This is a genomic window from Candidatus Eremiobacteraceae bacterium (genome assembly GCA_035710745.1).
In the GTDB taxonomy this organism is placed as follows: Bacteria; Vulcanimicrobiota; Vulcanimicrobiia; order Eremiobacterales; family Eremiobacteraceae; genus JANWLL01.
This window is the reverse complement of sequence record DASTCX010000025.1, coordinates 129,704-151,736: the sequence shown is the minus strand read 5'-3', so window position 1 is coordinate 151,736 and position 22,033 is coordinate 129,704. Positions and strand designations below refer to the sequence as shown.

Below are 22,033 nucleotides of genomic sequence, written 5' to 3'. Positions count from 1 at the left end.
CCGTAAAGCGATTCTCCCAGCGGGCGGCGAAAACTACCGCGGCCTCCCCTCGCTACGTATCCAAGGGGCTCCAATAGGGCGGCGAAACGTGCGTAAATCTTGGACGCGCGGGTTTCGGTCGAGGTCAAGCTTTCTGGTTAGACCATGGCGGTCGAGATGAATCTCGACCGCTCCCCTTTCATCGTGTGCGCGACGCGCGTTCGTCGTGTCGTTACGGGTGCAGGTATTTCGCGAACCAGTCGGCGCCTATATGGAGCCGCTCGACGCGATGGATCGGCTCGCCCGTGCGCGAGAGATCGTGGTTGTCGCGCGGGAACTCGACGTATTGGACAGTACGGCCGAGGATTTTGAGCGCTGAAAAGACCTGCAGCGTCTCGCCGATAGGCGTGCGGATATCGTTGTCGCTGTGGAGCAGCATGAGCGGCGTATGGATCTTGTCGACGTACGCCGACGGCGACACGCTCCAATTCTGCTGGAAGTGGTCCCACGGGTTGCCCCACGAGTATTTCGGATCGAACGCGAAGTTGATATCGCCGGCAAGCCATTGCGTCGTCATGTTCACCGCGGGCCGCTCCGAGATCGCCGCCTTGAAGCGATCGGTGTGCTCGATGACCCAGAGGGTCGCATAGCCGCCGTAGCTGCCGCCGGACACGCCGAGCCGGTTGACGTCGACATCCGGACGTTGCTCTACGGCGTTCATGACACGCATCTCATCGTCGAACATCGCATCGCCCCAGCTCAGGTTGAGCGCGGCTTGGAAGAGATGGCCGAAGCCCGGGCTGCCGCGCGGATCCGCGTAGACGACGTTGTAACCGAGACCCGCGAGGTACTGGAACTCATCGAAGTAGGCGTTGCCGAACTCCGTCCCCGGGCCGCCGTGGATGTCGAGGATCGTCGGATAGCGACGCCCGGAAACCGCGTTCGGCGGACGCATCACCCAATAGTGGACGTGGTAGCCGGCGTTGTCGATGATCTCGAACTCCTGCGGAGTCGACAGCGAGACCGTCGCGAGGTAGGCGCCGTTGAGGTTCGTCAGGCGCTTCGCCGCGCCGGCGTTCGTGTCGACGACGTAGAGCTCGCCCGGGTGCGTCGCGTCGGACGCGACGAAAGCGGCCTTCGAGCCGTCGTCGCTCATCGAACACTCGAGGATCTCGCGATCGCCGCCCGCGATCGTCGTCGCCGCTCCGGTGCGCGCGTCGTACTTGACGAGCGCCGAAGCGCCGGGTCTGCTCACGATCGCGAGATACCAGCGATCGCCGGGGCCGAGCAGCGGCCCACAGCCGGCGCCGCCCTCATCCATATCGGTGATGACGGCATCGCCCCACGCAAGCGTATCGGGTGGCACGATCTCTCGCTGCGCCGTCGCATCGAGCGACGTGTAGTCGAGGGACGCGTACCCAGACGGGTCGTGCGTCACTTGCTTGAAGTAGTAGATGCCCTTGCCGTCACCCGACCACGTCGGCTGGTAGTTGCCGACAGGCGCGAGCGGGATCTTGCGCGCCGCGCCGCCGGACGACGCCATGACGTAGATGTCGTTGCGCAAGCCATACGGGTCGTCTCCATGAAGCGTACCGAACGCGATCTGCCTATCGTCAGGCGACCACACCGCTCCCTGCTCCGACCACTGGTGCCCCGAAGTAAGCGCGCGCTGCCCGCTCCCGTCAGCCGACATGATCCAGAGATGGACGTGCTTGTCATACGTCTCGCCCCGACCGTTGTCTTCGAAGTGTCGGACGGTGATGATGCGGACATCGCTCGTCTTCTGTTCGTCCTTCGGTGTGAAGCCCGCCGCCTTGAAGTCGATATGCGCGGGCGGCTGCGGATCGAGCGTGACCGATGAGAATAAGATGCGCGATCCATCGTGCGACCAGCTCGGCCCGAACGCGCCGTTCGGAAGGTTCGTCAGTCGCTGCGCCTCTCCGCCGCCGAGCGAGATGCGATAGACCTGGCCTTTGTCGCCGCGGCCGCTGTCGAATGCGAGCCATTTGTCGTCGGGCGACCACGCCGGGTCCGCGTCGCTGTCGCCTTGCGTCAACTGCCAGGTATGGCCCGTCGAGACATCAGCGATCCAGATATCCGACAGATACGTGTCCTTAGGTCCGTCCATTTTCGTCACGACGTACGCGATGCGCGAGCCGTCGTGCGACATGATCGCCGACGACACGGTGCGAAGCGCGAAAAGATCTTCCGCCTTCACCGGTCGAGTCGCGGCCGCGGCAGGCGTCGAGAACGCGCTCAGCGCCGCAGACGCGAAAACAGCGACGATCGCAAAGGAGATGGAAGGGCGCATGGATTTTGGATTCCTTTCGTCGCGACGATTCGATGACGGCGGCTTCGCTTCTCCGCGGTGCGGGGCGGACCTGTGCGCCGGGCCAGCGAACACGCGCTCATGAGCCGCGCCGGCACGGCGAGCGACGCGTACGCACCGGGTGATACGGTCGCGCTATTCATCCCGTGCTTCATCGACGTCTTGTTCCCGTCCGTCGGCAAGGCGGTCGTCTCCATCTTCGAGCGTCTCGGCGTCAACCTCGACTATCCGGCGGAACAGACATGCTGCGGCCAGCCGGCGCTCAACGGTGGCCATCGCAAGGAAGCGCTCGAGCTCGCCGCGCGTTTCGGCGACATCTTCGAAGAGTACAAATGGATCGTCGTGCCGTCCGGATCGTGCGGCGCGATGACGAAACGTTTCTATTCGACGCTGGACCCTGGCGGCAAGGCGGCGGCGGTCGGCACTCGCGTTTTCGACCTCGCGACGTTCTTGGTCGACGTGCTTGGCACGGTCGACGTCGGAGCCCGTTTTCCGCATTCCGTGACCATGCTCGACGGATGTCACGGCCGGCGCGAGCTCGGCTGCACCGCGGCGGCTCGACGTCTGTTGCAAGCGGTCGGCGACATCGACTACCGCGAGCTGCCTGCCATCGAGGAGTGCTGCGGCTTCGGCGGTCTGTTCAGCGTCAAGTTCGAAGCGCTTTCGACGTCGATGGGTTCGGCGAAATGCGCGAACGCGACGGCGACCGGCGCGGAATATCTCGTCTCGGGCGACTCGAGCTGCCTCATGCACGTCGGCGGCATGCTCGAGCATCGCGGGTCGAACCTCAAGACCTTGCACCTCGCCGAAGTGCTCGCGAGCCGATGAACGCGGTGAGCGGATGACGATCCACTTCGATCGCAGGCAGGTGCACGACGACCTGCACAGCCCGAGCGCTCCTCCTATTCTCGATTCATCGATGCGCCGCGCGGTCGAGCACAAACATGCCGCGCAGACGCTGATCGCTTGGGACGAACTGCGCGAGCGCGCCCACGAGATCAAAGCGTACTCGATCGAGCACCTCGACGAGCTGCTCGTCCGGTTCGAACGCGAGTTCATCGCGCGCGGCGGGCGCGTCTTGTGGACCCAGACCGCCGACGAGGCCGCGTCGCGCTTCCTCGACATATGCCGGGCGCACGGCGCGCGCAGCGTCGTCAAAGGTAAATCGATGGTGTCCGAGGAGCTCGAGCTCAACGCGCGTTTGACCGCCGCCGGGATCGATCCGGTCGAGACGGACCTCGGCGAGTACATCGTGCAGCTCGCGGGCGAGCGTCCGTCGCACATCATCGCCCCGGCGATCCACATGTCGCGACAGGACGTCGGCTCGCTCTTCGAACGCAAGCTGAAGGTCGATTATACCGACGACCCGGAGGCGCTGAGCGAGATCGCCCGACTTCGGCTGCGGCAGCGCTACCTCGACGCCGGCGTCGGCATGACCGGCGCGAACTTCGGCATCGCGGAGACGGGCACCGTCGTCGTCGTCGAGAACGAAGGCAACGGCGGCCTGTCGGCGCAAGCGCCGCCGGTGCAGATCGTCGTCATGGGCATCGAGAAGGTCATCCCGACGCTCGACGACCTCATCGTCTTTCTCCAACTGCTCGCGCGCTCAGGCACCGGTCAGAAGATGTCGACGTACGTCCACCACTTTCTCGGACCGGTGGATGGGCGCGCGATGTATTGCATCTTCGTCGATGCCGGCCGCACGGATCTGCTCGCCGATCCGGTGGCGCGCGAGTCGCTCTACTGCATCCGCTGCGGCGCGTGCCTCAACGTCTGTCCGATCTACCGGCGCGTCGGCGGCGGTGCGTACGGCTGGGTCTACCCCGGTCCGATAGGCTCGGTCATCACGCCGTCGATGGTCGGCGTCGAAGATGCCGGCGAACTTCCGTTCGCATCGACGTTGTGCGGCGCATGCGCCGCCGAGTGCCCGGTGAAGATCGACCTTCCACATCTGCTCGTCCACGAGCGTTCGCGATCGGTGGATGAGGGCGCAGCGTCCTCGCCGCTCGAGAACGCCGCCGTGTCGTCATGGGCGCGGGCGATGTCGTCGTCGCGAGGCTATTCATTCGCGGTCTTGGCGGCGCGAGTCGGGGGTGCGGTCTCATCGATGCTGCCGTGGATCTCGCCCGCGGCGCGCGCGTGGTCGAAGGAACGATCGATGCCGAAGGTCGCGTCGATGACGTTCAAAGATTGGTGGCGCGAGCGATGACGGACGATTCCGGTCGAGCGCGCTTTCTCGCTCGCGTAGCCAAGGCGCTCGGGCGAAAAGAGGACGAGCCACCCAAGGCCGCTTCGTTGCCGGCGGCGGTCGGCGCGCCGACGACCGACGAAGAAATCCCACGCGACGCGGCCTCGCTCGCGACGCGGTTTCGCGAGGAGCTTGCGCTCGTCTCGGGCGAGACGGTATTCGTTCCCGATGCGAGCGGAGTCGACGCGGAGATCGAGCGCATCGTCCGATCGCGAGGTCTCGGCCCGTTGGAAAGCGATATGAAGAGGGCCGACTACGCGGTGTTGCGCGCAGAAGCGCTCATCGCTGACACCGGAACCGTTCTCGTCATCGAGCGCACGGCGGAACGCCGGCTCGCTCCGTATCTGCCGCGGACGTGCATCGTCGTCGCGGACTCGGGCGCCCTATTCCCGACGATGTCGAGCGCGTCGCTCGCCGCGCTTCACGCCGCCGCTCGTCGGGGCGACAGAGGCGAAGCCGTTTTGATCACCGGACCCGCGCGCACCGCGGACATCGAGAAAGTCCTCGTCCTCGGCGCTCACGGGCCAAAGACTCTTATCGTCATCGTCAGCGGCATCATGTTGCTCGAGGGGGGCGCGCGATGAGATCGGGCTCGAATCAGATCTGCGTTATCATTATATTATCATCGCTTGCGGCGGCCGGTTGCGTCAATTCGTCCGCGGTGAGCGACGGGTACGTGACATCGCCGAGGGTCTTCGCGCTCACGCAGATCAGCGCCGTCAACAACCTCACGCTGGGGTCCGACGGTCGCATGTGGTTCACATTACCGCTCGCGAAGGCGATCGGCGCTGTCGACTCCGGCGGCAACATCGAGATGTATCAGAATCCGGAGAATATCGACGCGGAAGGTGAGCGGATAGCGTCGGGCCCGGATGGCGCCCTCTGGTTCACACAGGTCAATCCCCATCTTCCCGTCGATTCCGGCCCAGACATGATCGGCCGCATCACGACGAAAGGGGTCTGGTCGGAGTATCCGATCGCATCGTGGGATGCACTGCCCATGGGTATAGTCGCCGGCCCCGACGGTGCGATGTGGTTCGCCGAGCGCGATGCCAACGCGATCGGCCGGATAACGAAGTCCGGCAAGATCGTGGAGTATCCTCTCCCGCACGTCGGAGGCGGTCCGACGGACATCGTCGTCGGGCGCGACCGAAAGCTCTGGTTCACGGAGACCGACGGCGATCGGATCGGGTGTATCGATCCGGCGACCGATCAAATCACGGAATACGTGCTGCCCGTACCCAAGAGCAAACCGGGTCCGATCGCCGCCGACCTCACCGGCGAGGACGTGGGTGTCGTCGAGCTCGCGTCGCACCGACTCGTCCTCTTCGACACAGTCAAGCACATCTTCAAGGACACGACCGCTCGAGCGCCGGTCGCGCTGACGACGGGGACGAATAGAGCGATCTGGTTCATCGATTCGAACGGCGACGTGGGCTTTCAGCCGGGCTGGAGCGATCGACATCCGACCCTGATCAACGTGGCGACGCAAGACTCGCTGCCGTCGGCGATCGCCTTAGGCCCGAGCGGCGAGCTCTGGTTCGCGGTTCGCAAAGGTCCGACGTTCGCGTACGCAGGAACCGGCGCCGTGGGCTATCTCGAGAAAGAACGAAGCAAATGATCGGCGACGTCAAGGACAGGTCGGTGCTCGTCATCGGCGGCACTCGCGGTATCGGGCTCGCGATCGCGAAACGCCTTGTCGAAGGCGGCGCATTCGCCGGCATCACGGGTAGGGACGCGACGACCGCGCTCGACGTCGCGAACAAGATCGGTCCCAAGGCCGCGGGTTACGCGCTCGACGTCGGCGACCACGACGCGATCGACGGCGTCGTCGAGCGGTTCTTCCACGATCGCGGAGCGGCGGACGCGCTCGTCTACAGCGCCGGGATAAGCCCGACGTTCACGTCGGGCGAGAAGCTCGACATCGGCGCTTGGGAATCGATCCTTCGCGTCAACCTCACCGGCGCGTTTGTCGCCTCACAGGCGTTCGCGCGCCGCGCGATCGCGGCTCAGCGGGCCGCATCGATCGTGCTCATCGGCTCGATCGCGGGGACTGCGGGCGCCGGTCGCCTCACCGCGTACTCGGCGTCGAAAGCCGGGCTCATCGGCCTCGCAAAGTCGCTTGCCCTCGATTGGGCTCGCCACAACGTCCGGGTCAACGTGCTCTCGCCCGGCTGGGTCGAGACCGACATGACGACCGGCGTCCGTCAAAGCGACTCGCTCTCAAATTGGATCGAGTCGCGCACGCCGCAAGCGCGCATCGCGTCGGCGGACGAAGTGGCGGATATGGCGGTATTCTTGGTCTCCGACAGCGCCTCGTTCGCGACGGGCGCCGTCTTCACGCTCGACGGCGGCTGGACGTCCGGCTAAGGTCTAGTATTTCTCCACCTTCGGATCGACATCGTCGGACCAACGAAGGATTCCGCCGGTAAGATTGCGCGCGTTCGTGAATCCGTTTTGGCGCATGAACTCGACCGCATGCGCGCTCCGGGAACCCGATCTACAATAGACGATCGTCTCGGCGCTTTTGTCGAGCTCGCCGATGCGATCGCCCAGCTCGCGAATGGGTATCCACTTCGTGTACGGCAGCGCTGCGATATCGATCTCGTAGTCCTCGCGCACGTCGACGAGCTCGAAGCGATCGTTGAGGTCGAGTTTCGCCTTGAGCTCCTTCGGGGTGATCTCGCTATCTGATCCACTCACGCTCGTGCCGTTCGCCCTTTCCGCGCCGGCAGCGTTGGCGCCGACGCCGCAAAACGCTTCGTAGTCGATGAGCCCGGTGACGGTCGGATGCGCTCCGCACACCGGACAATGCGGGTCCTTGCGCAGACGCAGTTCGCGGAAGCGCATCTCGAGCGCATCGAAGACGAGCAGGCGACCGGCGAGCGATTCGCCGATGCCGGTGATGCGCTTTATCGTCTCCGTCGTTTGTATCATGCCGATGAGACCGGGCAGCACGCCGAAGACGCCGCCCTCCTCGCATGATGGGACCGACCCCGGCGGCGGCGGCTCGGGGAAGAGGCAGCGATAGCACGGGCCGCTCTTCGCGTCGAAAAGCGACGCTTGGCCTTCGAATCTGTAGACCGAACCATAGACGAGCGGCTTGCCGAGCAGCACGCAAGCATCGTTCGTCAGATAACGCGTCGGGAAATTATCAGTGCCGTCGACGATGACGTCGTAGCCGCGCATGATATCCATCGCGTTCGCGCTCGTCAGCCGATGATCGTGGATGACGGTGCGCACGAACGGGTTGAGTTCGGCGATCCGGCGTGCGGCCGAGTCGGCCTTCGAGCTTCCGACGCCGCTCGTGGAATGGATGACCTGGCGCTGAAGATTTGATTCCTCGACGACGTCGAAGTCGACGATGCCGAGCGTGCCGATGCCCGCCGCCGCGAGATAGAGCCCGACGGGCGCGCCCAATCCGCCCGCGCCGACGATGAGGACGCGCGCCTGCTTGAGCTTTTCTTGGCCTTCGACGCCGACTTGAGGCAGCGTCAGATGGCGCGAGTACCGCTTGCGTTCCTCGCGCGTGAGGCCGGTCGTCAGGTGAGTCGCCACGGCCGTGAGGTTTCGACGGCCGCAGCCCGCCTTCACTCCTTGTCGCGGATCACCATGTAGACGAGCGCCGCGACGATACCGCCGACGATCGGCGCGACGATGAACAGCCACAACTGGTTGACGGGGTCGCCGCCGCCTGAATATAGCGCCGGGCCGATGCTGCGTGCCGGGTTGATCGACGCGTTCGTCACCGGGATCGCGACGAGGTTCGTCACCGCAAGCGCAAGGCCGATCGGGATGCCGGCGAGCCCGGCAGGAGCGTTCTTCGACGTCGAGCCGATGACGGTCAGCACGAGCACCATCGTCAGCAAAGCTTCGGTCAGGAAGCCGCCGAGCACGGTATAGTCGCCTTGGATCGAGTTGGCGGTCGCGGCGATTCCGCCGGACACGATCGGGAGGAGCGCTCCAGCGCCCGCGATGCCGCCGACGATCTGGGCGATGACGTAGCCGGGGACGTCCGCCCAACTCATGCGGCCGGCGACCGCCAGACCGATCGTCACCGCCGGATTGATGTGGCAGCCGGAGATCGGACCGATCGCGTACGCCATCGCGACCAGCGTGAGACCGAAGGTGAGAGAGATGCCGACGATGCCGATCTTGTCGCCGCTGATCGCGGCGGCGCCGACGCCGCAGAAGATCAGCACGAACGTGCCGACGAGCTCGGCCAAATACTTCTTCATCCGTTCCTCCTATGGAAGAGCTGGAAGAGCACAGCGCAATCGGAACGGGACTTGTCGCAACGCCGAGGAGCGACCTGCGGTGCAGGGCGTGGCGTGGCTCGCGCAGTAGACGCGCGAGCCATGCCGGACGAAAACCAAAAACCCGAGCCGGTGCTCGACTTGCGCCACATCGGCCGCGTACTCGATAAGGATATGCCTGTCCGCCAACCCGGTTGGGAGATGTCAAAGCCGGGTTCGGCCGATATGCGACGACGCAGGTTCACCGTTCCGATGCCGCACGCTGAACCGATGCCCGGTCCCGATAACCCGCCTCAGACCGTTCGCTAAGCCGGCCCTAGATCCGCAGCTCCATCTCGCCCGTCATCACGAAACCCATCGACTCGTAGAGCGGCCGTCCGAACTGCGACGCTTGCAGGCGCACGACTTTGCATCCGATGGAGGCGAGCCAGTCGATCGCGGCAGCCGTCAGTGCTCGCGCGGCGCCTCGGTGACGGTACGACGGGTCGACGTACACGTTCGCGATATAGCCGGACGGCACCGACTTGAGATAGCGCTCGGACATCGTGCGCCGCCGCATCGCGACGGCCGAGCCGATGATCCTCGAATCCTCGACGGCGACGAGATAGCGGCTATCGCCGGTCGCCGCGCTTTCCGAATACGTCGCTGTGAAAAGCGAGACGAACTGCGGATCGAGCTCGCCGTCCGGCCAGCCGAGCTCGCGTCGCATGTCGAGATAGTGCTGGGCCGCGAGCGCAAGGTCGCCGGGCTGGGCCTCGCGTGTCACGATCGTGCTCATGCGGAAGGGTTCTAAGGCGGCATGCTTGTACCTATCTATTGAGTAAGGACAAGCATATCAATGCCGGCTACCTTGACCCAGATCCAGTTCCACAGCCGCGATAGGCGTCCGCTCTATCAGCAGCTCGCCGAGGGCATCGCACAGCAGATCCGCAACGGGGCGCTCCCGCTCGGGACCCGCTTGCCGCCGCTGCGGGAGCTCGCGAAGCGGCATGCGGTGGCGCTCGTCACCGCGAGCCAAGCCTACGAGGCGCTATCGGCCGAAGGCCTCGTCGAGTCGCGGACCGGACGCGGCACGTTCGTCTCCTTCGATTCCGATGCCGTCGAAACGATCGAGGCACCGCGGCCCGCGACGTCGCGCCAAGACGATCAATGGGATTCCGCGCTGTCGCGCTATAGCGCGCAGACGCGCCGCGTCGCCGCGATGCATCTGCTCCGCTCGTCGTTCCGACCGGGGACGATCGCGCTTTCGAACGGTCACACCGCGCCGGAGACATATCCGCTCGCGGATTTCGCGCGCTGCTACGCGCGAACGTTCCTCGACGATCCGCCCGAGATCCACCAATATCGCGCCGACCGCGGCGATCCGGCGCTGCGCGAGATCTTCGCCGCCCGCTTGCGCGCGCGCGGAGCCGACGTCAGCGCCGACGATATCCTCGTCGTCAGCGGCGCGCAGCAAGCGCTCAGCCTCGTCGCGGAGACGTTCCTCGACCTCGGCGACTTCGCCGCTGCGGAGGCCCCGACGTATTTCTCGGCGCTCGAGGTGTTCGATCAGAAGCGCGTTTCGTGGGTGAACCTCGCCGGCGACGCCGACGGTGCGCTGCCCGATTCGATCGCCCAGGCCGTGCGACGATTTTCGCCGCGTCTCATGTACTTGAACACTGCGTCGCAAAACCCGAGCGGCTCGTTCCTCGCGCGCTCGCGTCATCGCGCGGTGCTCGACGTCGCACGTGCGGCGAAGCTCACGATCGTCGAAGACCAGACGTCGTGGCTGCTTTCGTACGAGGGCGAAGCGCCGCCCCCGCTACTCGCGAGCGACACCGACGGGCGCGTCGTCCTCATCGAGAGCCTGTCGAAGCTGCTGTTCCCGAGTTTGCGCATCGGCTACATCGCCGCGCGCGGACACGCGATGCAGGAGCTCGTCGCCGCAAAGCTGCGCGCCGACACGTTCACGACGACGGTCGCACAGCGCGCGCTCGTCCGGTTCATCGAGTCGAAAGCGTCGGCGCGGCATCTCCGCACGACGCGCTTTCTCTACCGGCGACGCCGCGACGCGCTCATGACGGCGCTCGCCGGCGTCCTGCCGGACGGGGCAAGAGCGATAGCGCCGCGCGGCGGCGTCAACGTTTGGGTTGAACTGCCGCGGGATTGGTCGTCGCTCGAGCTGTTCGGATACGCAGCGCAAGAGGGAGTGCTCTTTCTGCCGGGAACGCCGTTCTATCCGACGATGCCGGCGAACAACACGCTGCGCCTGTCGTTCGGGACCCTGCCCGAGAATCTCGCCGGGGAAGCGATGGCGCGGCTCGGCCGCGCGATCAGGCATTACGCATCCGCGCGCAAGAAAGCGCGCCGGACGGACGTCGCGGCAGCAGCCGTGTGACCACGAGGAGAGACATGTCTACCGTCCTTGAGAAAGTCAGTGAATTCCGCAACGAGCCTGTGAAGACGTTCGCCGATCCCGCTTCGCGCGAGGCGATGTCCGCCGCGATCGAGGCCGAGCGCAAGATGTTCGGCACCGTGTACGACCTCGTCATCGACGGCAAGAAAGTCAAAGGCGGCAAACAGTTCGCCTCACACAATCCGGCGCGGCCGTCCGAAATCATCGGCATGGCGCAGTCCGCGACTCCCGATCAAGCGCGCGCCGCCATCGAAGCCGCCGATCGCGCTTTCCGGCGGTGGTCGAAGACGCCGGCCGAAAAGCGCGCCGATGTGCTTTTCCGCGCCGCGGAGGCGGTGCGCAAGCGGCGCTACGAATTCGACGCGTTGCTCGTCCTCGAGGTGGGCAAGACCTGGGTCGAGGCGGACGGCGACGTCGCCGAGGGCATCGATTTCCTCGAATATTACGGCCGCGAGATGCTTCGCTACGCGCAGCCGCACCCGATCACGCCGTTCGAAGGCGAGCGAAACGAGATGCGCTACATCCCGCTCGGCGCCGGCGTCGTGATCCCGCCATGGAACTTCGCGTTCGCGATCATGGTCGGCATGACCGGAGCGGCGATCGTCACCGGCAACACCGTCGTGCTCAAGCCGTCGAGCGACTCGCCCGTCATCGCGGCGAGGTTCGTCGATCTGCTCGTCGACGCCGGACTTCCGGCGGACGTCGTCAGCCTCGTAACTGGTTCGGGTGGCGCGATCGGCGACGAACTCGTCAAGCACCCGCGCACGCGCTTCATATCGTTTACCGGCAGCAAAGACGTCGGACTGCACGTCAACCGACTGGCGGCGGAGACACAGCCGGGGCAGATATGGATCAAACGCGTCGTCGCGGAGATGGGCGGCAAAGACGGCATCATCGTCTCGGCCGACGCCGACTTAGCGGCAGCGGTCGAAGGGGTCGCGCAGGCCGCGTTCGGTTATCAGGGCCAGAAGTGTTCGGCGTGCTCGCGCGCGATCGTCGAGGCGCCCGTGTACGACGAGTTCGTGAAGCGGCTCGTCGAGCGGACCGACAAGATCACGGTCGGCGACACGACCAGTCCGGACAAAGGGATGGGACCGGTCATCAACGAGTCGTCGATGAAGAAGATCCAGGAGTACATCGAGGCCGGCAAAGCTGAGGGGAAGCTCGCCTACGGCGGCGAGCGCGTCGGCAGCGACGGTTACTTCGTCGAGCCGACGATATTCGTCGACGTTCCGCCCGACGGCAAGCTCGCGCAGGAAGAGATCTTCGGTCCCGTGCTCGCCGTCATCAAGGCGAAGGACTACGACGACGCGCTCGCCATCGCGAACAACACCGAGTTCGGGTTGACCGGTTCCGTATATTCGAAGGACCGCGCGAAGCTCGAGCGCGCGCGCGACGAGTTCCACGTCGGCAATCTCTACTTCAATAGGAAGAGCACCGGCGCACTCGTCGGCGTTCACCCGTTCGGCGGATTCAACATGTCGGGAACGGATTCGAAAGCGGGCGGTCCGGACTACCTGCTGCTGTTCCTGCAGGCCAAGAGCGTCAGCGAGAAGACCGGCTGACTTAGCGCCGGCGGAAGTGGACCTCGACGCCGGTGCATGCGGCGAATGAACGCAGTTGGCTTTCGACGTCGCCGAGCCACTCGTCCGACGGAACCGAACGGTTGAGCCACGAGATCGTGATCGCGCTGAGACCCGGCGTGATGATGCGCTCGACCGAAGTGCCGCTGATGTCGGCGATGCCGTCGATCAGCTGACCGAAAGCGACGGCGAGCTCGTTCGGAGAAGCGAGCGGCCGCGTCACGGTGAACTGGATCGGATCGAAACCTTGCGGCTGGGGCTGGGGCTGGTTCGCGTGGGACGCTTCGTTCAAATTGCTCACCTATGCGAAGGTCTACGAGTCGGCGTGCCACCCATGATACCCAACAACCCAATCGCTTAGAAGTGACACCGCTTGCACTAAACGGGCATTCCGACGGGAAGGCCGCCTCCTTCGTGCTAAGGTGTTTTTCATCACCCTGCTCTAGAATGCGAGGACGATGCCGCGCCTGATCGCCCGCGAATTGATGGACGACGACACGACGAGCGGCGACGACGCCCTCTGGCGCGGGAGCTTGCACGACCTCGCTCGGGTCAATAGGCTGCTCGGCGGGCGGCGCAGCCTGCGCCTCGAGATCGACCGCATCGACCCTCCTCCGCGTACCATCATCGACGTCGCGACCGGCGGCGCGGACTTGCCTGCCTTCATGCTCGACCATCTCCGCAGCCGCGGCGTCGCGGCGACGTGCGTCGCGGTCGACCGGTCGCCGAAAGTGCTCGCCATCGCAGCCGGACGCGTGTCGGGTCGAGACGATATCCGTCTCCAACAAGCGGACGCTACCTCGTTGCCTTTCGCCGATAAGAGTTTCGACCTTGCGACGATCGTGCTCGCATTCCATCACTTCGACGGCGACGCCGCCGTCGCCGTCCTTCGCGAGCTCGCGCGCGTCGCGAAGACCGTCATCGTCAACGATCTTAGGCGCAGCATGCTCGCGTACGCGTTCGCGAAGTACGCGTTCCCGCTGTTCACGCGCAATAAGTTCACGCTCGCGGATGGACCGATGTCGGTGCTGCGCGCGTACACACCGCAAGAGGCATCGGCGCTCGCTCGAAACGCGGGCTGGACACGAGTCGATGTCCGCAAGTATCCCGGCTACCGCATGGCGCTCGTCGGAGGCGCGGCGTGACCGACGTCCTCATCGTCGGCGGCGGCCCCGCGGGTTCGTCGTCGGCACTGCGTCTCGCCCGCGCCGGCTTCGAGGTCACCGTTCTCGAGCGCGCGCAGTTCCCGCGCACGAAAGTGTGCGGCGAATATGTGAGCCCCGGCGCCTGCAACGCGCTCGCCGAGCTCGGCCTGCTCGACGCGATGGCGGCAGAAGCATTTCCGCTGCGCACTATCGCGCTCTCCGGTTTTGGCACGCAGCCCGTGCGGCTGCGCTTGCCGGATCGCGGAGCGCTGTCGATCCCACGAAGCCGTTTCGACGAGATCCTGCTCGAAGCGGCCTGCGGCGCAGGCGCGACGTCGATCGGCGGCGCGTTCCTCGACGTCGAAGGATCGCGCGACCGGCTCGTCGTTTCGTATCGCGATCGCGACGGCGCGAACCGGACGATCGAGTGTCGCGTTCTCGTCGGCGCCGACGGCGCGTTTTCGACGGTCGCGCAGCGAGCAGGCATGGCGCGGCGTCACCGGCGCGGCGGTCGGTGGGCCGTCGGCGGCCATCTGACCGGACAAAAGGATGAAGACGCGCTTGAGATGTTCGTCGGTCCTGGAGGCTACTATGCGCGAAACCCGCTCGGCAACGGCAAGGCGAACTCGATGCTCGTCATGCCGGAAGCGCGGCGCGGCAGCGATGCCGATCGGACGGTCGTCGAATTGACGAAAGGCAAATGCCGTTTCGAAGAAGACAAGCTCGAGCGGCGCGTCGCTGTCGGTCCGCTTCGCTATGCGGCCGACGTCGCCGCGCGCGATCGCGTGCTGCTCGTCGGCGACGCGGCCGGTCTGCTCGATCCGTTCGTCGGTCAGGGCATGGCGATCGCGCTCGAGACGTCGTCGTCGGTCGTCACTGCAGCAGACGCGTTTCTGCGCGGTGCGCGGTCTTCGACCATAGGGCGCGATTTCGCCGCCGCGCGAGCGAGCGCGGTGCGGCCTCGGACGATGCTCGCCGCGGCGGTCGATGCAGTCATCCGAATCCGGCCGCTGCGCGATCGAGCCGAACGAGCGATCCGCCGCGATCCCGGGCACGCCGAATCGGTGCTCGCGGCGCTCGCCGGCGCGGTGCCGGCGCGGACGGCGCTCAATCCGCGCGCGCTCATCGGTCTCATCGCATGATGCACCTCGAACGCTCGGTCGACGTCGCGGCGCCGGCGCAGAAGATCTACGAGCTCGCACAGGACGTGGCGGCGTGGCCGGCGATACTCCCGCACTACCGCTGGGTGAAGGTGCTTCGCGAGAACGGGCGTGAACGCGAGGTCGAGATGGCGGCGCGCCGAGATTGGATCCCGGTGCGATGGACCGCGCTGCAGACGCTCGATCCGTCGACGCCGCGCATCGAATTCAAACACTTGTCCGGGTGGACGAAAGGCATGTCGGTCGCGTGGACGTTCGCGCCTTGCCCCGGCGGAACGCGCGTGACGATCGCTCACGATCTCGACGAGCACGTGCGGCCGATGCTGCGCGGCTGGTTCGGCCACCGGATCGTCGGCTATTTCTTCATCCAATCGATCGCGGGCCGGACGCTCGCACGCATGAAGCAGCTCGCGGAGGAGCGCAATGGCTAATCGGGTCTTCATAACGGGCATCGGCGCGATCACGCCGATCGGATCGGGCAGGAACGAGATGTGGCGTGGAACGCTCGGCGGCCGCCGTGGTGTGCGGGCGATCGACCGTTTCGACGCATCGCTGTTCCGCTCGCAAGTCGCCGGGCAAGTCGACGACTTCGATCCATCGGCGTTGCTGTCGCGCCGCGAGACGCAGCGCACCGACCGCTACAGCCAGTTCGCGATCGCAGCGGCCCAGATGGCGTTCGACGACGCGAACTACACGCCGCAAGGCGACGACGGCGACTTCGGCGTTTGGATCGGCAGCGCGCTCGGCGGCGCGGCGTTCGCCGAAGGCGAGTTCAAGAGCTATTACGAGAAGGGTCCGAGGGCCATCAGCCCGATCCTCGCCTTGAGCGTCTTCCCGGCGGCGGCGTGCTGCAACGTCGCGATCCACTTCGGGCTGCACGGCCCGACGATCTCCAACTCGAATTCGTGCGCGGCTGGCGCGGTCGCGATCGGCGATGCGTTCCGCGCGATTCGAAGCGGCCTGTGCCGCACGGCGCTCGCCGGCGGCGTCGAGGTACCGCTGACGCCGCTCATCTTCGACGCGTTCGACGTCATCCGCTCGATGTCGACGCGCAACGGCGATCCCGCGACCGCAAGCCGCCCGTTCGACGCGGCCCGCGACGGGTTCGTCATGGCGGAAGCCGCGGGTCTGTTATTGCTCGAATGCGAGGCAGACGTCGTGCGGCGAGGCGTTACCCCGTATGGCGAGATCGTCGGCTACGCGCTGACGAACGATGGTCAAAGCATGGTCGCGCCGCGCGAAGATGGCCGCGAGGCGTCGCGCGCGATGACGCTTGCGCTGCGCGACGGCGACGTCGACCCGTCGGAGGTCGATCACGTGAGCGCGCACGGTTCGTCGACGCCGCTCAACGACGCGACCGAAAGCCGCGCGATCCGCGCCGCGCTCGGCGCTGCGGCCGACAAGATCGTCGTATCGGGGACGAAGGGGATGACCGGCCACGCGCTCGGCGCCACCGGCGCGGTCGAGATCGCGATGTGCGTGCTTGGGATCCGCGACGCGCTCGTCGCGCCGACGATCAACCTCGAGACGCCGGGCGACGGCTGCGATCTGCGCTACTCGCCGGAGACGCCGATGGCATTGAAGCAACGCGTCGTCATGTCGAACAGCTTCGGGTTCGGCGGCTTGAACGCGGCGATCGTCCTCCGCGCCGCCTAGATGTAGTAGGCGGTCTCAGGGAGCGGTCGAGATTCATCTCGACCGCCGCGGCCCTTCCGCATTAATACGAGCATGTGGTATGCCGAGCGCAGCTCGGCGGGCTCCCCCCGTCTCTCGTTTCACTGGATCGTCGCGACGATGAGCGGCTTCGAGGTCGGCTGCTTGGAGCCGCCGGCAGGTTCGAGCGTCACCGCGACGATGTCGCCCTTCGCGGGCGCGGCATCTATGGCGACGGTCCCGGCGCCGCTCGAATCGACCGAGAACGTCGGCTCGGGAATCGGGTTTTGCTTCGGCGGGATGACCCACGCCTGGTAGACCTTGCCGGAGGGCGGCGTCGCAAGCCCGCGCGCGTCGAGCCGGAGCACGCCGCCGCTCGCGACGAGATCGCCGCAATCGGCCGCCGCAGCCGCGGTGCAGTGCGCGGCCCATCGCTGTTCGGGCTGTTGCTTGTGCGTCGCGAACCACGTACCGGCCGCGATGACGACGACCGCCGCGGCTGCCGCTGCGCGCCACGACGTCTGCTGATACCAGCGGCGCACGCGCGTGATTCTCGCGGCGCGACTGAGCACTCGATGCCGAAGTTCGGGCGGCGGCGGCGTCGCCGTCGAGAACGCGAGTGCGGCACCTGCCGCTCTCGAGCGCGCGTACTCGGACCGGCACTGCTCGCACTCGGCGAGATGACGGTCGATGATCGCCGCTTCGTCGTGCTCAAGCGCGCCGATCGCGCGAAGCGCGGCGAGCTCGAGCATGGACTCATCGTGGCCGCGGATCACGACGGCACCTTCTCTCGCAATGTCTCCCACAAGCGCTTGAGGCCCATGCGGATCCGGCTCTTCACCGTTCCGAGCGGCTCGCCCGACCGCTCCGCGACCTCTCGATAGGAGAGGCCGGAGAAATACGCCTGCTCGATCGCGGTGCGCTGTTCCGTTGGCAAGCTGTCGAGCGCTGCGGTGAGCGCCTCCGCGCGCAAACCTGCGAAGACCTCTTCGTCGACCGACGAATCAGCCTCGACGTCGGCAGGAAGCTCGGGCTCGCGCAGCCTCACGGCCGAACTGCGTAAGATATCTATGCACGCGTTGCGAGCGACTCGTGCGAGCCACGCGGCGAGATTGCCGCCGCGGTAGAGCTCGGGGCGCACCCACAACTGGAGGAAGACCGACTGCGCGACGTCTTCCGCCTGCGCCGTATCCGAGAGCATCCGCCGCGCGATACCGTAGACGAGCGCCGCGTGCCGGTCATATAGCGCCGCGAACGCGTCGTGATCGCTGGCCGTCACGCGCCGCATGAGCACGTCGTCCTGCATGTGCGCCGCCCATTCGCGCTCGCAAAAATCGAGGCCTTGCTCGCGCCGTCGCGGCGCGAACTTCGACATGACCTCCCACGTGCACGGCACGGGCCAGGCGAGCATCGGGCGCTTCGTCCTCCCTCGTCATCGTCATAGTCGTGGTCCTACCGCTCTAACGCGTGGGACCGCCGCTCGTATCACCGCGTCGTGGTCTTGTGATCCGGCCCTCGCAAGACTCATCCGGTAAGCACCATCGCTCGTTGCACCCATGAATCGCCGGCTTTTCGATCACCGGCGGCGACCGTACGCAAAATCGCCGCCAACCAACGGAGGCACACGAACTTGACGCAGCGACTCATGGGCGTCGCCGCAGCGGCGGCGGTCGCACTTCTCGTGGGCGCGTTGACCCTGTACGGGGCGCACGCGTCGCGCGGGTCCGATCATCTCGATTCCCCGACGACGGCTGCTCGCCCAGGTGCGGACATCACCGACGTCTACGCATTTCCAGCTCCAGACAACGATTCGAACGTCGTGCTCGTCATGGACGTGCATCCCGTCATCCCCGCCGGTCAGGGTCCTTCGACGTTCTTCGATCCCGGCGTCATGTACCAGTTGAAGATCGACAACACGGGCGATCACGTCGAGGATCAGGTCATCCAGTTCAAGGCCGAAGGTATGGGCGCCGACCAGAAGATCGACGTCTACGGTCCGGCGAAGCCGTCGCAGACCGGCACGACTTCGATGTGGGTCACGAAGAGCGGTAGCATCGCCTACGATAAGCCTGCGACGCTCGACGACGGCATGAAGATCTTCGCCGGACCGCGCAAGGACCCGTTCTTCTTCGATCTCGCGCAGTTCTTCAAGATCATCCCCGATCGCGCCGGCCACGCGCCGGGCGCCAAGGCGCCCGCGCCCACCGCGACCGGCTTCAACAATCCCGGTGTCGACTTCTTGTCGTCGAACAAGTTCAACGTGCTGTCGCTCGTCGTCGAGCTGCCGCGCACGATGCTCGCGCCCGACGGCGGTTCGCCCGGCAAGATCAATCTATGGGCGACGACAAGCACGAGCTCGAACGGCGGTCCGTGGACGCAGATCGAGCGGCTCGGACGACCCGCGGTCAAGGAAGCGTTCGAAGCGTACGACAGTCACGATCGCACGAACCGAAGTACGCCGATCGACGATCCGCTTCTTCCAAACGACATCTACACATTCACGACGACCGTCGCCGGACGCTCGCCCGCCATCGCCAATGTCTTGAAGGCGGTGCTCATCCCGGACGAGATCTCGGCTGATCTGTCGCAGACCGGCGCTCCCGCCGCGTATCTCGGCGTGGAGACCGGCGGCGCGACCGGCAGCAAGTTCGGCGGCCGCGGTCTGAACGACGACATCATCGACATCTCGCTCGGAGCGATCTTCGGCAATACGATCCCCGCGCTCAAACTCGCACCCGACGATGGCAAAGAGTCGCCGGCGCTCGAGAGCGACCACGTGGGACCGCATCAGACCTACGGCAAGACGTTCCCGTACCTCAACGCGCCCTACTAGACGGCGCATGCCCACCGGCGGCCGGATGCTGCGTATGCCTCCGGCCGCCACCATCGATTCCTATTCTGTTTGGAGACGAAAGCGTGAGATATCGGTCGGCTTGGATGACGGGGATGCTGGTCGCATGCGTCGGCGCGCTGATCGCCGCCAACGCGGCTTCCGCAAGCGCGCATCCGCTCGGCAACTTCACGATCAACCATCTCGTCAAGGTCGACGCCCGTTCGAACGAGCTGCATCTGCGCTACATCCTCGACATGGCGGAGATCCCGACATTCCAGACGATGCGGGCGCGCACATCGAACGGATCGATGGACGCCGCGCAGCTGCGCGCTTGGGCGCACGATGAGATCGGCATCATCGAGCCGTCGCTCGACGTCGACGCCGATGGCCGGCGTCTCGCGCTATCGGCGCAAGAACCAAGCGTCAGCACACGGCCAGGGGCAGGCGGGTTGCCGACGCTCTATTGGGTCGAAGATTTCCACGCACGGATCGCGACGCCGCCGACACGCATCACGATCAGCGACGATTCATTTCCGGACCGGATCGGCTGGAAGGACGTCGTCGTCGCGCCTGCGACCGAGCCCACGGACGAGTTACGCCACTATCCGAGCGCGCAGCTCGGCTCGCCGCGCGATCTGACGTCGGTCGCCATCGATTTCACCGGCGGCGTCGAGCGCGTGACTGCCGGCGCGAGCTCGACCGCGCTGACGTTTCCGTCGAATCAGCCGTCGCAATTCCGCTCCAACGCGCTCTCCGACATGCTCGCACGCGGCGCGTCGAGCCCGCTCGTCGTACTCTTGACCCTCCTCGCGGCGATCGGGCTCGGCGCTTTGCACGCGCTCGAGCCCGGTCACGGCAAGACGCTGCTCGCGGTCTCGCTCGTCGGCGCGCGTGCCACGCCGAAGCAAGCGCTGCTGCTCGCGACCGGCCTGACGATCGCGCACACCGCCGGCGTGCTGCTGCTGGGCGTCGCGCTTCTGTTCGCGGCGCGCTGGATCGTTCCCGAGGCGATCTATCCGTGGATCACGTTCGCGTCAGGGCTCGTCGTCGCGAGTCTTGGGGCGTCGAGTCTCGCGCGTTACGTCCGAGCGCGGCGCGCCGTCGCTCACGGTCATGATCACGACGATCATCACCATCACAGCCACGATCATTCGCACGATCATTCGCTCGGCGCGAGCGGCGACGCGCCGCTATCGTTCCGCGGTGTGATGCTCGCGGCGATGACTGGAAATATCGCGCCGTGTCCGGCGGCGCTCGTCGTCATGCTCGCCGCGCTTGCGCTTCACGAGATCGGCTACGGCGTCGCGGTCGTCGTCGCGTTCTCGATCGGTCTGGCCGCGGTCCTCACCGGGCTCGGCATCGCGCTCGTCCGCGGCGCGGCGTGGATCTCGCGCAGACCGCTTTTCGACAAAGCCGCCGCATTTGCGCCGCTCGTCTCCGCTTGCGTCATCGCCATCATCGGCGCGGTCATGCTCGGCCAGAGCGCGCAAGCCGGGCTCATCGAAGCATCACCGGTCGTCGTGACGCTGCTCGCGCTCGCCGGAGTCGCGACGTTCGCGCTAGCGCCGGGCCACTCGCATGCGCACGCGCGCTCGCATCGACAAGGAGCTGCTTCATGACGCCGACTCTTCTCACGGCCGGCTTTGCGACGAGCGCGTTCACGGTCTTCGCCCTCGGGCTGCGTCACGGCGCCGATCCCGACCACCTCGCTGCCATCGACAACCTGACGCGTAACGCGATCGGCGCGCGATCGAAGTGGAGCCGCTTCGCAGGCACGCTGTTCGCGGGCGGCCACTCGATCATGGTGCTCGCGATCGCGATGCTCGCCGGATTGCTCGGCAGCAAGATCGCCATCCATGGTGCTCTCATCGAGACGGCCGGGACGTGGGTCAGCATCGTGACGCTCTTCCTGATCGCCGCTTTCAACCTGCGCCAACTGCAGATCGGCGCGACGGCTCCCGCAGGCGTCAAGTCGGCGCTCATCCCGCGCGCCCTTCGCGCGGCGACGAGTCCGCTTGCCGCCATCCCAGTCGGTTTGCTCTTCGGCCTCGGCTTCGACACGTCGAGCCAGATCGCGACGTACGCGCTCGCGTTCTCCGCCGGCGGCGGCATCATCATCGCCGCGCTCATCGGAGTCATCTTCTCGCTCGGCATGGCCGTCACGGACACGCTTGACAGCATGCTCGTACACAAACTGTGCGCACGACCGGCTCTAGAGACCGTTCGCGCGACTCGCGTCTGGATCGTGGCGGTCACGGGGCTCGCGCTCTTGGTCGGCGGCTACGAGCTGGCGCAAACGCTCGGCTGGCGATCGCCGGTGCCCGACATCGCCGTGAGCGGCATTCTCGTCTCTTCGTTGCTCGCCGTCTTCGTCTGGACGTACGCTAGCGTGCGTTCGACACCGGTTGCGAGCGCGGCTACTCACCCGACGGCCGTCGCGTAGCGGCGTCCG

21 protein-coding genes are annotated in these 22,033 nt (G+C 66.1%); 14 read left to right on the top strand and 7 right to left on the bottom strand.

The genetic code is table 11. The annotated features are described in order from the left end of the window. Nucleotides 1-211 precede the first annotated feature (211 nt). Complete coding sequence (locus VFO25_10255; protein ID HET9343282.1) at nt 212-2,290, bottom strand: S9 family peptidase; 2,079 nt, start codon at nt 2,288-2,290, stop codon at nt 212-214. Between the two features lie 99 nt (nt 2,291-2,389). Between VFO25_10255 and VFO25_10250 the strand changes: the two genes are divergently transcribed. Genes VFO25_10250 through VFO25_10230 form a run of 5 tightly spaced genes read left to right on the top strand, consistent with a single transcriptional unit; the run spans nt 2,390 to nt 6,926 of the window. Beyond that, nucleotides 2,390-3,136, top strand: coding sequence for a (Fe-S)-binding protein (locus VFO25_10250; GenBank protein ID HET9343281.1), 747 nt, complete (start codon nt 2,390-2,392; stop codon nt 3,134-3,136). 13 nt (nt 3,137-3,149) lie between these two features. After that, on the top strand, nt 3,150-4,517 hold the full coding sequence (locus VFO25_10245; protein ID HET9343280.1) for a lactate utilization protein B: 1,368 nt from the start codon (nt 3,150-3,152) through the stop codon (nt 4,515-4,517). Continuing rightward, nucleotides 4,502-5,140, top strand: coding sequence for an LUD domain-containing protein (locus tag VFO25_10240; protein ID HET9343279.1), 639 nt, complete (start codon nt 4,502-4,504; stop codon nt 5,138-5,140). The genes VFO25_10245 and VFO25_10240 overlap by 16 nt, the downstream gene beginning before the upstream one ends. Next, nucleotides 5,137-6,177, top strand: a complete 1,041-nt coding sequence (locus tag VFO25_10235; GenBank protein ID HET9343278.1) for a hypothetical protein — start codon at nt 5,137-5,139, stop codon at nt 6,175-6,177. The genes VFO25_10240 and VFO25_10235 overlap by 4 nt, the downstream gene beginning before the upstream one ends. After that, on the top strand, nt 6,174-6,926 hold the full coding sequence (locus VFO25_10230; GenBank protein ID HET9343277.1) for an SDR family oxidoreductase: 753 nt from the start codon (nt 6,174-6,176) through the stop codon (nt 6,924-6,926). The genes VFO25_10235 and VFO25_10230 overlap by 4 nt, the downstream gene beginning before the upstream one ends. A 3-nt stretch (nt 6,927-6,929) precedes the next feature. Here the strand turns inward: VFO25_10230 and moeB are convergent, their stop codons facing one another. The 3 genes from moeB to VFO25_10215 form a co-directional block, all read right to left on the bottom strand. Continuing rightward, nucleotides 6,930-8,114 carry a molybdopterin-synthase adenylyltransferase MoeB gene (moeB, locus tag VFO25_10225; protein HET9343276.1) on the bottom strand — a complete coding sequence of 395 codons (1,185 nt, stop codon included), beginning with the start codon at nt 8,112-8,114 and terminating at the stop codon, nt 6,930-6,932. A 32-nt stretch (nt 8,115-8,146) separates the two neighbouring features. Next, the gene (locus VFO25_10220; GenBank protein ID HET9343275.1) at nt 8,147-8,794 is read right to left on the bottom strand and encodes an aquaporin; all 648 of its coding nucleotides are present in this window, start codon (nt 8,792-8,794) and stop codon (nt 8,147-8,149) included. A 334-nt stretch (nt 8,795-9,128) separates the two neighbouring features. Continuing rightward, nucleotides 9,129-9,590: a GNAT family N-acetyltransferase gene (locus VFO25_10215; GenBank protein HET9343274.1), complete on the bottom strand. Its 462-nt coding sequence runs from the start codon at nt 9,588-9,590 to the stop codon at nt 9,129-9,131. A 60-nt stretch (nt 9,591-9,650) separates the two neighbouring features. Here VFO25_10215 and VFO25_10210 point away from each other — a divergent pair, with 60 nt between their 5' ends. Together VFO25_10210 and pruA are read left to right on the top strand one after the other, a co-directional pair. Continuing rightward, entirely contained in the window at nt 9,651-11,189 is a 1,539-nt protein-coding gene (locus tag VFO25_10210; protein HET9343273.1) for a PLP-dependent aminotransferase family protein, read from the top strand. 14 nt (nt 11,190-11,203) lie between these two features. After that, nucleotides 11,204-12,772, top strand: coding sequence for an L-glutamate gamma-semialdehyde dehydrogenase (gene pruA / locus VFO25_10205; GenBank protein HET9343272.1), 1,569 nt, complete (start codon nt 11,204-11,206; stop codon nt 12,770-12,772). Nucleotide 12,773: 1 nt separating this feature from the next. Here pruA and VFO25_10200 read toward each other — a convergent pair whose 3' ends face one another. Further along, a complete protein-coding gene (locus VFO25_10200; protein HET9343271.1) occupies nt 12,774-13,091 on the bottom strand; it encodes a hypothetical protein in 318 nt (105 codons plus the stop codon). Between the two features lie 157 nt (nt 13,092-13,248). Between VFO25_10200 and VFO25_10195 the strand changes: the two genes are divergently transcribed. Genes VFO25_10195 through VFO25_10180 form a run of 4 tightly spaced genes read left to right on the top strand, consistent with a single transcriptional unit; the run spans nt 13,249 to nt 16,751 of the window. Further along, nucleotides 13,249-13,935 (top strand): methyltransferase domain-containing protein, encoded by a 687-nt coding sequence (locus VFO25_10195; protein HET9343270.1) that lies wholly within the window; start codon nt 13,249-13,251, stop codon nt 13,933-13,935. After that, nucleotides 13,932-15,077 (top strand): FAD-dependent oxidoreductase, encoded by a 1,146-nt coding sequence (locus tag VFO25_10190; GenBank protein HET9343269.1) that lies wholly within the window; start codon nt 13,932-13,934, stop codon nt 15,075-15,077. Before VFO25_10195 ends, VFO25_10190 begins: the two co-directional genes overlap by 4 nt. Further along, a complete protein-coding gene (locus tag VFO25_10185) occupies nt 15,074-15,526 on the top strand; it encodes an SRPBCC family protein (GenBank protein HET9343268.1) in 453 nt (150 codons plus the stop codon). Before VFO25_10190 ends, VFO25_10185 begins: the two co-directional genes overlap by 4 nt. Next, entirely contained in the window at nt 15,519-16,751 is a 1,233-nt protein-coding gene (locus VFO25_10180; protein HET9343267.1) for a beta-ketoacyl-[acyl-carrier-protein] synthase family protein, read from the top strand. Before VFO25_10185 ends, VFO25_10180 begins: the two co-directional genes overlap by 8 nt. A 119-nt stretch (nt 16,752-16,870) precedes the next feature. On the opposite strand, the gene VFO25_10175 is transcribed toward VFO25_10180, so the two are convergent. After that, nucleotides 16,871-17,524 (bottom strand): anti-sigma factor, encoded by a 654-nt coding sequence (locus VFO25_10175; GenBank protein ID HET9343266.1) that lies wholly within the window; start codon nt 17,522-17,524, stop codon nt 16,871-16,873. After that, nucleotides 17,521-18,159: a sigma-70 family RNA polymerase sigma factor gene (locus VFO25_10170; protein ID HET9343265.1), complete on the bottom strand. Its 639-nt coding sequence runs from the start codon at nt 18,157-18,159 to the stop codon at nt 17,521-17,523. Before VFO25_10170 ends, VFO25_10175 begins: the two co-directional genes overlap by 4 nt. Nucleotides 18,160-18,378: 219 nt before the next feature. Between VFO25_10170 and VFO25_10165 the strand changes: the two genes are divergently transcribed. The 3 genes from VFO25_10165 (at nt 18,379) to VFO25_10155 (ending at nt 22,024) form a co-directional block, all read left to right on the top strand. Then, nucleotides 18,379-19,581: a DUF4331 family protein gene (locus tag VFO25_10165; protein ID HET9343264.1), complete on the top strand. Its 1,203-nt coding sequence runs from the start codon at nt 18,379-18,381 to the stop codon at nt 19,579-19,581. Between the two features lie 83 nt (nt 19,582-19,664). Beyond that, nucleotides 19,665-21,200 (top strand): hypothetical protein, encoded by a 1,536-nt coding sequence (locus VFO25_10160; GenBank protein ID HET9343263.1) that lies wholly within the window; start codon nt 19,665-19,667, stop codon nt 21,198-21,200. Next, nucleotides 21,197-22,024 carry a hypothetical protein gene (locus VFO25_10155; protein HET9343262.1) on the top strand — a complete coding sequence of 276 codons (828 nt, stop codon included), beginning with the start codon at nt 21,197-21,199 and terminating at the stop codon, nt 22,022-22,024. The genes VFO25_10160 and VFO25_10155 overlap by 4 nt, the downstream gene beginning before the upstream one ends. Nucleotides 22,025-22,033: the final 9 nt, after the last annotated feature.